We start from the raw sequence: 13,633 nt of genomic DNA on the forward strand, positions 1-13,633 counted from the left end.
GATTCAATCCATGGCGGATACGACACGCGAGATCGAGCGTAAGTACGAATCCGACGACAGTGGGCTGCCCGACCTGACCGGCGTCGGCGGAGTCACGGCCGTGCTCGACAAGGGCCTGGTCGAACTGGACGCCACCTACTACGACACCACCGACCTGCGCCTGGCCGCCGCCTCCCTCACCCTGCGCCGCCGCACCGGAGGCTCCGACGCCGGCTGGCATCTGAAGATCCCGGTCGCCCCCGGAGTCCGCGACGAGATCCGGGCGCCGCTCTCCGACACCATCCCCGACGAACTGGCCGCCCTCGTGCGCTCCCGGGTCCGTGACGCCGAGCTGATCCCCCTGGTCCGGCTGCGCTCCGCCCGCGACGTGCGCCACCTCCTCGACGCCCACGGCACCCTGCTGGCCGAGGCGAGCGTCGACACCGTGACCGCCGAGCGGCTCACCGCAGGCGGCGGGGCCGCCCAGTGGACCGAGATCGAGGTGGAGCTGGCCGACGAGGGCGACCCGGCCTTCCTCGACAAGGTGGAGAAACGCCTGCGCAAGGCAGGCGTACGCCCCTCCGAGGCACCGTCGAAACTGGCACGGGCCCTGGAACAGACCGCCCCCGGCCGCCCGAAGACCCCCGAACTCCCCGAGCCGAAGACCGCCGGCGACCACGTCCTCGCCTACCTCCGCGCCCAGCGGGACGCGCTGGTCGCCCTCGACCCCGCCGCCCGCCGGGACGTACCCGACTCCGTGCACCAGATGCGCGTCGCCACCCGCCGGGCCCGCAGCACCCTGCGCACCTTCGGCAAGGTCCTCGACCGCACCGTCACCGACCCCATCGGCACCGAGCTGAAGTGGCTGGCCGGGGAGCTGGGCGTGGACCGCGACCGCGAGGTCCTCACCGAACGCCTCACCACCGCCCTGAACGACCTCCCGCCCACCCTCGTCAGCGGCCCCGTCCACGACCGCCTGGCCGCCTGGGCGAGCGCCCGGCACGGCAGCGCCCGCGACCACGTCACCGGCGTCCTCGACTCCCGCCGCCACCTCGCCCTGCTCGACACCCTCGACGGGCTGATCGCCGACCCGCCCCTGCGCAAGGCTGCCGCGGGGAAACCGGAGAAGGCACTGGCCAAGGCCATCAGCAAGGACCTGGCGAAGCTGTCCGGCCTGGTCGGCCAGGCCCTGGAGCTGCCCCCCGGCGAGGACCGCGACCTCGCCCTGCACGAGGCCCGCAAGAAGGCCAAGCGCACCCGCTACGCCGCCGAGGCCGCCACCCCGGCCCTGGGCTCCCCGGCCCGCTCCCTCACCAAGTCCACGAAGTCCCTGACCACCCTCCTCGGCGACCACCAGGACAGCGTCATGGCCCGCCACACCCTGCGCGAACTGTCCGCGGTGGCCCACGCGGCGGGCGAGAGCGCGTTCACCTACGGCGTCCTCTACGGCAGGGAGGAGCAGCGAGCGGCCCAAGCCGAGACGGACCTGCCGGGCCTGTGGGCGGAGGTCGAGTGGCAGGAGGGCAAGCAGGGGGCGTCCGGCTGAGCGTACGGCGGCAAGCCCCGGGGGGTCCGGTGGTCGGCCGTACGGGGGAGTTCGCCGGGCGCGTTAGGCTTGGTGGTCACCCCTGTCAGCTCACGAAGGTTCCCCCGATGTCTGTCGAGTCGGTGTTCCCGCAGCTCGAATCCCTGCTGCCGCACGTGCAGAAGCCGATCCAGTACGTCGGCGGAGAGCTCAACTCCACCGTCAAGAACTGGGACGAGTGCGACGTCCGCTGGGCGCTCATGTACCCGGACGCGTACGAGGTCGGTCTGCCCAACCAGGGCGTCATGATCCTCTACGAGGTCCTCAACGAGCAGGAGGGCGTCCTCGCCGAGCGCACCTACAGCGTGTGGCCGGACCTCGAGGCGCTGATGCGTGAGCACGACGTCCCGCAGTTCACCGTGGACACGCACCGCCCGGTGAAGGCCTTCGACGTGTTCGGCCTGTCCTTCTCCACGGAGCTGGGCTACACGAACATGCTGACGGCGCTGGACCTGGCGGGCATTCCGCTGGAGTCCAGGGACAGGGGCATCGACGACCCGATCGTGCTGGCCGGCGGCCACGCCGCCTTCAACCCGGAGCCGATCGCGGACTTCATCGACGCGGCGATCATCGGCGACGGCGAGCAGGCCGTGCTGGACATGACGAAGATCATCCGCGAGTGGAAGGCGGAGGGCCGCCCCGGCGGCCGTGAGGAGGTCCTCCTCCGCCTCGCCAAGACCGGCGGGGTGTACATCCCGGCGTTCTACGACGTCGAGTACCTCTCGGACGGCCGTATCGCCCGCGTGGTCCCGAACCGCTCGGGCGTCCCGTGGCGCGTGTCCAAGCACACGGTCATGGACCTGGACGAGTGGCCGTACCCCAAGCAGCCCCTCGTCCCGCTGGCCGAGACGGTCCACGAGCGCATGTCGGTGGAGATCTTCCGCGGCTGCACGCGAGGCTGCCGCTTCTGCCAGGCCGGCATGATCACCCGCCCGGTCCGCGAGCGCTCCATCACCGGCATCGGCGACATGGTCGACAAGGGCCTGAAGGCGACAGGCTTCGAAGAGGTGGGCCTCCTCTCCCTGTCCTCCGCGGACCACTCGGAGATCGGCGACATCGCCAAGGGCCTGGCGGACCGCTACGAGGAAGACAAGATCGGCCTCTCGCTCCCCTCCACCCGCGTCGACGCCTTCAACGTCGACCTGGCCAACGAGCTGACCCGCAACGGCCGCCGCTCCGGCCTGACCTTCGCCCCCGAGGGCGGCTCCGAGCGCATGCGCAAGGTCATCAACAAGATGGTCTCGGAGGAGGACCTCATCCGGACGGTCTCCACCGCCTACGGCAACGGCTGGCGCCAGGTGAAGCTGTACTTCATGTGCGGCCTGCCGACGGAGACGGACGAGGACGTCCTCCAGATCGCCGACATGGCGACCCACGTGATCCAGAAGGGCCGCGAGGTGTCGAAGTCGAACGACATCCGCTGCACGGTCTCCATCGGCGGCTTCGTCCCCAAGCCCCACACCCCCTTCCAGTGGGCCCCGCAGCTCTCGGCGGAGGAGACGGACGCGCGCCTGGAGAAGCTCCGCGACAAGATCCGCGGCGACAAGAAGTACGGCCGCTCGATCGGCTTCCGCTACCACGACGGCAAGCCCGGCATCGTGGAAGGCCTGCTGTCGAGGGGCGACCGCCGCATCGGCGCGGTCATCCGGGCGGTGTACGACGACGGCGGCCGTTTCGACGGCTGGCGCGAGCACTTCTCCTACGACCGCTGGATGCAGTGCGCCGACAAGGCACTGGCCCCCTTCGGCGTGGACGTCGACTGGTACACCACCCGCGAGCGCACCTACGAGGAAGTCCTCCCCTGGGACCACCTGGACTCCGGCCTCGACAAGGACTGGCTCTGGGAGGACTGGCAGGACGCCCTGGACGAAACGGAGGTCGAGGACTGCCGCTGGACTCCGTGCTTCGACTGCGGCGTGTGCCCTCAGATGGATACGGCCATCCAAATCGGCCCGACCGGCAAGAAGTTGCTCCCTCTGACGGTCAAGAACGCTGGTCCGACGCCCGCTGCGAGTGGCCACGCGCACTGACGCGAGCGAGGCACTTGATCGGGTGGTTGAGGCGCTGGCGGGGGTGAGTGAGGAGGAGGTGGCGGCTGCGCTGGCTGCGGTCGCCGCTTCCCGCCCTCGCCCGTCGGTACGGGTGGTGTCCTCCCGGACACCGTTGCCAGGCCCTGGAGGCGCTCCGCGGATCGTCTCCGAGGTGGAGTGGGTCTGAAGCGGTTCCACGCTTCCATGCGCCTGAGTGGCCAGTTGAGCCCCCGACCATGCCCGGGAGGGGCTACGGATCAGGAGGTCGTAGGTTCGAATCCTGCCGAGTGCGTAGCACGTCAGAGGCCCTGTGGATCACTCCGCAGGGCCTCTGACTTTTTTCTTGACGGCACAGTTTGACGGCAGCGGCCCACGAGCCGGGGAGCGTACAGCCGTCGCTTCCAACCAGAACGGCACCCGCTTCTTCACCATCGCGACGCGCTCCTCCGCGGTGGGGAACCCGGTGACCGTGCGGCCGTCGACGAGCAGGGAGCCGTCGGAAAGCGTGACGCCATCACGACTCCTTGTGTGCCGCGGAGTTGGCCACGGACTTGGTGTTCAGGCTTGCTCGGTGGGGCGTACGAGCAACTCGGCGACGGCCACGTGCCGGGGGCGGGTGACGATGTAGCCGACGGTGTCGGCGATGTCCTGGCTCTGCAGCCGCTCGATGTCGCCCAGGGCGGCGACGATGTGCTGCTGGATGACGGCCGGGTTGTGCGTGCGCAGTTCGGTGTCGACGCTGCCCGGCTCGATGACGGAAACGCGGACGTGCTGGCGCGCCAGTTCCTGACGCAGTGCCTCGCTGAAGGCGCCGACGCCGAACTTGGTGGCGCTGTACACGGCGGACATGGCGTAGGCGTTGCGGCCTGCGAGCGAGCCGATGTTGACGATGTCGGCGACCTGACGCGGCTCCTCGGCGGCGGCCTTGACCAGGTGGGGGACGGCCGCGTGGGCGGTGTACATCAGGCCCATGAGGTTGATGTCGATCATGCGCCGCCAGTCGTCCAGGTCCGCGCTGGGGGCGGGCCCGAGCAGCATGAGGCCGGCGTTGTTGACCAGTGTGTCCAGACGGCCAAGGTTTTCGACGGTCCGTTCCACCGCTTCCGCGGCGGCCTGGGCGGTGGTGATGTCGGCGGGCACGACCAGGGCCTTGCCATCGGCGTCGGAGATTTCCGCAGCGAGGTCGGTGAGCCGGTCCTCACGCCGGCCCACCAGGGCCACGGAGGCGCCCTCGCGGGCAAGCTCCAGTGCGGTGGCGTGGCCGATACCGCTGGATGCTCCGGTGACCAGGGCGACGGTTCCTTCAAGACGACGATTCATGGGTTCAAGCCTTTCGATGAACGGCAACGCTGGTGCGAGCCGTACGGGATAGAGGGACGACCCCTATGGGTGGGGGCCGTACGGGGGTAGAGGCCGCTCAAGGCAGAGCCGAGGGCACAATGGGGAAGTGAGCAGCACTGGGCAGAAGACCACCGACAGCACGCGCCGAGAGGCCAGGACTGAGAGAGAACTACCGCCTCGCGAACGCCTGGTCCGGGCCGCGTCGCGGCTGTTCTATTACGAGGGCGTCCGCGCGATCGGCGTGGAACGGCTGATTGCCGAGGCCGGGGTGACGAAGGCAACCTTCTACCGGCATTTCGCCTCCAAGGACGACCTGGTCGTGGCCTATCTGCTGACCAAGGACGCCTACTACCGCGAGGTGGCCGAACCGCTGGCCGCCGGGCACCCGCCCGCGGAAGCGATCGACCTGATCTTCGAGGCCATCGCCGAGCACGCCCGCGAGCGCGGCTTTCGCGGATCGCCGTTCATGAACGCGGCCGCCGAGTACCCGGACGCCGACCATCCTGTCCGTGACCTGGTGACGTCCCATCGGGACTGGATCCGAACCCTCTTCCAGGATCTGCTCACCCGGCTCGGCCATGCCGATGCGGAGTCGGCCGCCGGTGCGCTGCTGATGCTGTACGACGGTGCGATGGCTGCCGGCTACCTGGACGACTCGACGGCCGCCCACAAGACCTTGCTGAACGCGGTCCGGCTCATCCGATCGGACGGCTGAGCCCAGCAGGGCCGCGCGAAACAGTGGCTCTCTGCGGGGCCCCGGCCAGGCCGGGGCGCGGGTTGCTTGCATAGAACTTTTTGATCTCTCTTCGACGTGCGCCGGGGCCCACCAGCAGTTCTCTGCATGGAGGCAGTCCCGCCCGAAAGACCGGGAGGCCATTCCATAAGAGGTAGGAAGACCGGTCGTTCTCCCTATCGACGGTAGCCCTCTCGGGGTTCGCGCGCCACTGGTCGGCCTCATTTGTGGCATCCCTCACCGGTCCGCAGCTGGCTCACGCTGCTGGTTCAGAGGGCCATCCATGACGCCGCGGCTCACAGGCACGCCGCGGCGCTCGCCGTACGGCAGCGGAGTGCAGCAACCACCACACCGAAGGTGGCTATCAACGGCCGTCGATGACCTCATGACGGGCGCCATGGACCGCAATGGTCGTCCGACCGAGAGTTTGGGACGAAGCGGTAGTGGTGTGCGGGCCAACGCAGGTCTTAGGCGGAGGGCTTCGAGGACGCGAACAGCGCCTCGCGCTGATGCCCTCAGTAGCCGGGACGGCGCTTTGCGTTGCTACCTGCCCCCAGATGGACACGGCCATACAAATCGGCCCGACCGGCAAGAAGTTGCTGCCCTTGACGGTCAAGAACGCTGCGCCGGCGCCTGCTTCGAGTGGTCATGCGCACTGAGGTGAGTGGGGCGCTCGATCGGGTGGTTGAGGCCCTGGCGGGGGCCAGCGAGGTCGAGGTAGCCACTGTGTTGGCTTCGGTCAGCCTTCCGCGTCCTCGCCTGTCGTCGCCGTCGGCCTCGTCCCGGACGCCGCTGCCGAGTCCTGGAGGCCTCTCACGCATCGTCTCCGAGGTGGAGTGGGTCTGAGGCCAGTTCCAGGCTTGTAGGCGACGGTGTGGCCAACTGGGCCTCCGCCTTCGTCCGGTAGGGGGCAAAAACCCATGACCGCGCACGATGCCGTAGCGATGAACCACCACCTCAGCGCATTTAGAGGACGTGACTACCGCTGTCTGACGGGACTACGTCAGCTCCAGCACCGCACACGACGGATGCCTCAACGGGACCGGGCTCATGCCCGTCCCAGCATGACGGCACCATGCTTTGAAGGTCAGTAGCGCCGGAGCGGCCGTTCTCCTGCGCCATCCTGCCTGCGCAGCTATCCAGGGGCCGAACGAACCTGGGTGCAGCGGCATGCAAAGCTTGTCACATGATCCTGAGCCGTCTGCCTCGCCGCACTGCCATGCTTGCCGCGACGATAACTGCAGGGGCAATCCTCTTGTCGGCATGCAGCGACAGAGGGGTGGCGAAGAGCGATGGGCAATCCACCGGCGCCGACGGAATATCCATCGTCCCGATGGATCAGAGGCAGGCTACTGGTAGCCTCAGGGGCGAAACCATCGGCAGCAAGAAATTAGATGTCGCCGATTACAGAGGCCGGGTTGTGGTCATAAATGTATGGGGATCATGGTGCCCTCCCTGCCGTGCGGAAGCGCCGGATTTTGCAAAAGTCGCCAAGGATACAGTACGCGATGGTGTGACTTTTGTCGGGATCGACACCCGTGATAATAGTCGTGAGCAGGGCCGGTCCTTCGTGGAAGACTTCGGCATCGACTATCCAAGTCTTTACGACCCGTATGGCAAGATCGCCCTGAGAGGATTTCCGAAGGGTACGATAAATCCCCAGACGCTTCCTTCCACTATAGTTCTTGATCGGCGGGGGAGGATTGTGGCTCGGGCTCTCCAGCCGCTCACAGAAGAGAGCTTGCGTAAGATGAATTCCCTCGTGATGAAGAAGTGAGACCGTGCCTACTTTTATCGCAGCATCAGGAATCAACGCGACTGTTTTGAGCGGCTCCCTGCTAGCCGCACTGCCGATCTCTCTTGCGGCTGGAGCCGTTTCATTCTTCTCGCCTTGTGTTCTTCCTCTTGTGCCTGGATACATGTCGTATATTACGGGCATTGCGGGGGCTGATCTTGCATCTGCGCGGCGTGGGCGCATGGTGGCAGGGGCTTCGCTGTTTGTTATTGGTTTTACCGCAGTCTTTGTCTCCGGTGGGGCTCTATTCGGGTATTTCGGCTCGACGTTGCAGGAGCATAAATGGGTGCTTATGAAGGCGCTTGGCGCCTTGATGATTCTCATGGGTGCTTTCTTTATGGGGCTAATGCCGTGGGTTACGCAACGTGAGCTCCGCATCCATAAGCGACCTGTATCTGGACTCCTGGGCGCTCCGCTTCTGGGTGCTTTGTTTGGGATAGGCTGGACGCCATGTCTCGGCCCCACTCTCTCGTCGGTGACGATCCTCGCAACAGCGGAGGGAAGCGCAGGTCGCGGGGCTCTCCTTACAGTCGCTTACTGCATTGGGCTAGGGGTTCCATTTGTCATCGCCGCAGTGGCGTTCCGGAAGGCGCTTGGCGCATTCTCCTGGGTTAAGCGTCGATACGGCTTGGTGATGCGCATTGGAGGGGTGATGATGATTGCAACCGGAGCACTCCTCGTAACTGGAATCTGGGATAGCGTCATCCAAGTTATGCAGACATGGTCAACTGGCTTCACGGTAGGCATCTAGATCCTCTCATTAGTTAGCAATCAGTCAAGCGCCGCACTCCTGTAAATCAGACACGGATGCAGCGCTTTTTCTTGACGGAAATCCCGTGTGAAATTTTTGGGAGATTGGCGCACTTGCAGGCTAAGGGGCTTTTTATTGCATTGGTCCTGTATGACCTAATAGGGCTGCTTGGCTGAATTGTAAATCTTGAAGGGGCTAGTTTCGGACAGCTTCTCCCGTCGAGTCGCACGTGCGTACGAAATCCGGTTGGGGATCTGCCTGAGGGACGTCATTACAAGCTGTGGGCCTGCGTGGGTGGAAGTGGTGGGCTCGTATGCTCCGACACGTACGACGTCCACGCGTGACCCAGGAAATCTGCGGATGAGCTGTTAGTGGGATTTCTGCCCACTGAGGCGGAATGATCGCCCAATTCAGATAGTTCGTCTGCGATAACCGCCGAACAAATTCGGTGTTCTAGGCGGGTGAGCCCCGGAGTGGCCTCCGGGGCTCACCCGTTTTGCTCGATCGACTCCAGGGCAACCGGCCAGCCGGGCCCCCACGCGCGCGATGTCGAGAGAACGCGAGCAGCGACCCGGGGTCAGTCAGGGCGAAGAGTCGTCCGCCCCCTCGTGCAGGTCGAAGCGGCACCACACGGTCAGTCGGTGCAGATCATGACCCCGAGGAACCTGGTCGCTCCATCTGGGTTACGGGTGGGCATGGCGGCAGCCCTTCGCGCGGGAAGTGTCCCGGACGCCCCTGCCTCTGGCGGGCCTGGAGGGCTGGAGCGGCGACGAAGTGTTCGCCGGCTGAGTACCCCATTCGGGGCTGCGCGGCTGGGGATCCGTGGGGCCACCGCCGCGTGGGCTGCGGCGCACTTGGGCGATGGCCGGGGTCCTACGGAATGAACAAGTCCGCCAGATAGGTCGGTTTGGCCTCTACCTCCGAATAGCGCCCGGTCTCCTTCGACCAAGCGACGTTCCCAGCGGTGAGCGCGTTGAAGTCCCCGACGCAGCGCAGCGCGTCGTCGACGACGTCGTCGGCGAGGCCGGAACGTGTCAGCCGCCCGGGCAGGACCTCTTCGAGATCAAGGATGCGCTGGACGTATCCGGCCTGCATCACGGCCACTCGCTCCGCCGCCTCCTGGAGGCTGCACCGGTGATGATGGCGGATCACCGTGACGGCGTTGAACGCATAGTCATGGGCGAGTTCTTTGGGCAGCGAGTAGAGGTCGTTGATGCAGGCATTCGCATAGATCACTGCCTCTCGCATGTCGGCGAAGGCCGGGTTGGCATGCAGTTGGTCGGGCAGATCCACACCGGTTCCGATTTCCATCAGGTCAAGGACGGCGTCGAATGCGAACGAGGCGCGGCGGTGCGCGAGGTATTGCTGCAGGCCGGGCACACGCCCTTGCTCCCGATGGATCATATCGGCACGGTAGCTGTCGAAATACCACAACAGGTGCGGGACAAATCGGCGCTGCCATACGGAAGAACGAACATCCGTCGTACGGCGCCACAGATCGGCCAAGGAGCGCGTCAGTCGCCCAGCCGTAACATTTCCGTCGAATACGGCGAACAGCGGCCCGAACGCCTCCCGCCACTGCTCGGGCCGGTAACCGCGCACCGGGTCGTCGTCGAACTGGTCGTCCAACTGGAAGAGCCACGCGTTCCACTGGGTGATCAGCGTCAGCGCCTCCTGTGAGGCGTTCGGGCACAGCCACGCGGTGAGCCGGTCCACACGAGTGCGCTGCACATGCCGACGCGCCTCCTCGGTGGGCACCAGGCCGAACTCGTCCAGCCACGCCTCAGCCGCCGCGGCAGCCTCCTGGAGTTCCGGATTGAGCGCTGCCGCTACAGGTATGTAGAGGTCCGGAATCCGGAAATTGTCCATACGTCAGCTCGCTTCTCGGTAATCCTCTGCCATTCGCGGCATCCGGTGACATTGCCGATGCGGCATGCCAAAGCCCGCATGGAGCATGACCGCACAGTCCCAGCCATCGACGTAAATTACCCTGCCTGTCGATGGCGTTCGACCGAGGTCTCGTTTCTTTGGTCCCGGGTCAGCTGCGGTGGCCGGGCCTGTTCAGGCGAGCCAGGAGCAGAGCGACGTCGTCGCCGAGGCCGTGAGCCTTCTGCGTACCGGCAAGGAGGTCGTCGACAACGGTCTCCAGGTCCGCCGTGGGAGCCCCTCGCAGACCCCGGAGAAACCTCTCGATGCCCTGGTCGATGTCCTTGTTCACGGCCTCGAGCAGGCCGTCGGTGGTCAGCGCGAGCACGCTGCCCGGAGCGATACGCAGGCGGGTGGTCGGGTACCGCTGCTCCCGGTCGATCCCCAGAGGGAGACCGCCGGGGACCTCCAGGAGGCGCGGCGGCTTGCGGGGTGTGATCAACGCTGGGGCCGGATGGCCCGCCCGGCACACCCGGAGCGTTCCGTCGGAGGGGGTGAGTGCGATGTAGCAGCATGTGGCGAACAGGGCCCTGTCCGGGTCGGTGTTCAGTTCGGCCAGCAGGCGGTTGGTACGTTCCAGGACGGCCGCGGGCGGGTGTCCTTCGTTCGCATAGGCGTGTACGGCGGTACGCAGCCGCCCCATGAGAGACGCGGCGTGAACGCTGTGTCCCTGCACATCTCCTATGACCAGAGCCACGCCGCCGTCGGGCAGGTTGATGGCGTCGTACCAGTCGCCACCGATCCACATGCCGGAGGTGGCGGCCTGGTAGCGGGCGGCGATGGTCACACCCGGCACCGTGAGCGGCCCGCGCGGCAGCATGCCGCGCTGGAGCTCGGTGGCGAGTGCGTGTTCCGACTCGTACATGCCGGCTCGCTCCAGTGACTGGGCGAGCAGTCCCATGGCGGCGACCAGGAGGGCCCGTTCCTCGGGCAGAAATTCCTGCGGCTCGGGGAAACCGACAAGGCAGGAACTGACGTGGCCGCGCGAGTCCGTGAGCGGCAGTACCGCCCACGCCTGCAGGGCCGACTGCGCGAGCGGTGCCAGGTGCGGATAACCGGTGATCAGCGCGTCCGCGGAGCCGATGAGAACGGGCGCCCTACGGTCGAGTGACTCCTCCACGAGTGTGCGGGCCGTGGCGTCGAGGACTCGCAGGGAGTTCTCGCCCTGCTCGTCGTCGGCGCACGAGGCGACGACGGTCAACCGGTTTCCCTCCGGGGCGATCACCGCCAGCGCGTCCGCTCCGAAGGTACGCAGTCCTGCCTGTGCGGCGGCCATGATGTCCTTGACCGTCACCGCGGCGGCCAGAGCCGCGGTCAGCTCCCGCATCCAGCGGTCACGGGTGGCGCGCTCGTACAACCGCCGCCTCTCCGCCTCGTGGCGTTCATGGACGGCCGTTGTGTCCATGACCACTCCGACCATGCGGGCGGGCAGCCCGTCGGCGCCGGGCAGGACGCGGCCCCGGGCTTCCAGGGACCGGTGCCGGTCGCCGTCGGAAGTGACCCGGTACTCGATCTGGTAGTTGCCGCAGGATTCCGCTATCAGGCCCAAGGCATCGCGCACATCGGCCAGATCGGACTCGTGTACTGCGGCCAGGAAGCTCGAGATGTCCGACGGGCCGTTCTCGGGCATGCCGTGCAGCGCGAGGGTGAGCGGATCGCAGCTCACCTCGCCCGTGGCGATCTCCCAGCAGAAGAAGCCCGCCTGCACGATGCTCGCGCTGGCCTGGAAGGCGCCGGGATTGGACTCATCCTCCCGTGCGGTAGTACGCACAGGCCCGACGTCTTTCACTAGATCTCCCTGCCGTGGCGTGAACTACTTCCCTCCGAGGGATCAACGGCGCTCAACCGGATGGGCCACGCACTGTGGTGGGTGGCCGATGGAAACCGGCCAGTGGGGCGACTCGAGAGTCTACGGGACTGCGACACCATTCCCTCCTAGAGGCGAACGGGACTCTCGCAGCGGAGTGTGCTCCCGCTCTTGCAGGGAAGATCGCCTGACTGACCCGACTGTGGCCGGATCGTGCGCATCGTAGTGACTTTCCGGATCTTGCGCTAGACACCCCACCCGGCAGACCGCGTCGGCGCCGAGACGGGCACCCCGACCCGTACGAATCGGGCGCACGCAAATCGACCCGACCGGCAAGAAGTTGCTTCCTCGCGTCGTCCAGCGTTCTATGTCGTGGGCAGGCAATTGACTCGGCCGACGTCGAGACGTTCAGTCGAGGGTCACGAGGTGGTCGGCGGTGCCCCCGTGCCACTCGATCATGAAAAGGGTGGCGTCGTCGGTGGTGCGCCCACCCCTTTCGCTCTTCAGCGTGTGGGAGAGTCGGCGCAGATCCGCCCGCACACCCTCTGACGGCTCTTCCCCCAGGCGGTTGACCGAGCGGATCAGGCGTTCCTCGCCAAACGTCTCCCCGCCGGCCACATGCTCCTCGATGATGCCGTCGGTGTAGCAGAGCACCCGGTCGCCTCGCTGGAGCACGTGCTCCCTGACTCGGGGCAGGTCACCGCCGAAGCCGACGGGCAGCGTCGTCGCGCTCTCCAACTGCTGTACGACCTGGCCGTCGCGGATCAGCAGTGGCGCGGGGTGGCCCGCGTTGACCAACTCCATCTCACCGGTGGCGATGTTCAGGTGCATCAGCTGCGCCGTGACGAAGTGGTCGGGCCCGAACTGCCGGGAAATGGCATCGTCCATGAACGCGTACTTTTCGTCCAGGCTGATGAATACGCGCCGGGCATGCCGGTAGGCGCCGATGGCCACGGTCGCCATCGTGGCGGCGTCCAAGCCGTGGCCCATCGCGTCAATGACGGCCATGTGCAGGATGTTGCCGTTGAGTGCGTAATCGAAGCTGTCGCCGGCAACGCGGTAGGCGGGCTCCAGGGCGCCGGCCACGTTGACCTGGGGCAGGGACATCGTCAGCGGCGGCAGCAGGCTCCACTGGATCTCCGCGGACACGCTCATCGGCTCCCGACGCCGGGCCTGGAAGAACTGGTCGGTATAGGCGTTCTTGGTGACCAGCATGTCGGCGACCAGGCTGGCGAGCCTGTACAGCAGGCGCCGGTCGTCGTCGTCGACTGCGTCCAGGGTGAGGGCCATTACGCCCACCTGGTCACTGCCGTCCAGCAGCGGCAGGTACATCCGGACGCCGCCGCGGGCCTGTGGTACCTCGACAATGTCCCCGCGCAGGAAGGCCCGCCCGGCGGGGGAGTTGGCCATCGGCTCTGGCTGGGCCACGTGCAGTTGCCTGCCCGGCAGCGGTACCAGCAACTCCTGCGCGTAGTCCTGGAGCAGGATGGAGACGTCACGACCGCCGATCCTGGCCACCCCTTCCGCGATCAGCGGGGCGATCATCTGGGGCGGCAGCAGCCGCGCTCTGTCCAGCAGCAGGCCGAGCAGCCGCTCGCCGAAACCCTCCGATCGGTCAATGTTCTCCGTGCCCATGGCCCTGTTTGCCACCCACCTTCCTGCGTCCACGATGGTCACTGCCTCCGC

General features: G+C 66.6%; 9 protein-coding genes. 5 read left to right on the plus strand and 4 right to left on the minus strand.

The window, feature by feature from the left end; genetic code table 11:
• Positions 1-10 precede the first annotated feature (10 nt).
• Together ACWD35_RS29920 and ACWD35_RS29925 are read left to right on the plus strand one after the other, a co-directional pair.
• Positions 11-1,525: a CYTH and CHAD domain-containing protein gene (locus ACWD35_RS29920; RefSeq protein WP_451354441.1), complete on the plus strand. Its 1,515-nt coding sequence runs from the start codon at positions 11-13 to the stop codon at positions 1,523-1,525.
• 107 nt (positions 1,526-1,632) lie between these two features.
• Positions 1,633-3,594: a TIGR03960 family B12-binding radical SAM protein gene (locus ACWD35_RS29925; RefSeq protein WP_451354442.1), complete on the plus strand. Its 1,962-nt coding sequence runs from the start codon at positions 1,633-1,635 to the stop codon at positions 3,592-3,594.
• Between the two features lie 558 nt (positions 3,595-4,152).
• Here the strand turns inward: ACWD35_RS29925 and ACWD35_RS29930 are convergent.
• Positions 4,153-4,914 (minus strand): SDR family NAD(P)-dependent oxidoreductase, encoded by a 762-nt coding sequence (locus tag ACWD35_RS29930; RefSeq protein ID WP_451354443.1) that lies wholly within the window; start codon positions 4,912-4,914, stop codon positions 4,153-4,155.
• Between the two features lie 127 nt (positions 4,915-5,041).
• On the opposite strand from ACWD35_RS29930, the gene ACWD35_RS29935 reads away from it, so the two are divergent.
• The 3 genes from ACWD35_RS29935 (at position 5,042) to ACWD35_RS29945 (ending at position 8,214) form a co-directional block, all read left to right on the plus strand.
• The gene (locus ACWD35_RS29935; protein WP_451354444.1) at positions 5,042-5,650 is read left to right on the plus strand and encodes a TetR/AcrR family transcriptional regulator; all 609 of its coding nucleotides are present in this window, start codon (positions 5,042-5,044) and stop codon (positions 5,648-5,650) included.
• 1,204 nt (positions 5,651-6,854) lie between these two features.
• A complete protein-coding gene (locus tag ACWD35_RS29940; RefSeq protein ID WP_451354445.1) occupies positions 6,855-7,445 on the plus strand; it encodes a TlpA disulfide reductase family protein in 591 nt (196 codons plus the stop codon).
• Between the two features lie 4 nt (positions 7,446-7,449).
• On the plus strand, positions 7,450-8,214 hold the full coding sequence (locus ACWD35_RS29945; RefSeq protein WP_451354446.1) for a cytochrome c biogenesis CcdA family protein: 765 nt from the start codon (positions 7,450-7,452) through the stop codon (positions 8,212-8,214).
• 873 nt (positions 8,215-9,087) lie between these two features.
• Here the strand turns inward: ACWD35_RS29945 and ACWD35_RS29950 are convergent.
• The 3 genes from ACWD35_RS29950 to ACWD35_RS29960 form a co-directional block, all read right to left on the minus strand.
• A complete protein-coding gene (locus ACWD35_RS29950; protein WP_451354447.1) occupies positions 9,088-10,083 on the minus strand; it encodes a terpene synthase family protein in 996 nt (331 codons plus the stop codon).
• 169 nt (positions 10,084-10,252) lie between these two features.
• A complete protein-coding gene (locus ACWD35_RS29955) occupies positions 10,253-11,911 on the minus strand; it encodes a SpoIIE family protein phosphatase (protein ID WP_451354448.1) in 1,659 nt (552 codons plus the stop codon).
• Between the two features lie 444 nt (positions 11,912-12,355).
• Complete coding sequence (locus ACWD35_RS29960; RefSeq protein WP_451354549.1) at positions 12,356-13,582, minus strand: PP2C family protein-serine/threonine phosphatase; 1,227 nt, start codon at positions 13,580-13,582, stop codon at positions 12,356-12,358.
• Positions 13,583-13,633 lie beyond the last annotated feature (51 nt).

This window comes from Streptomyces sp. NPDC002671 (assembly GCF_053592475.1).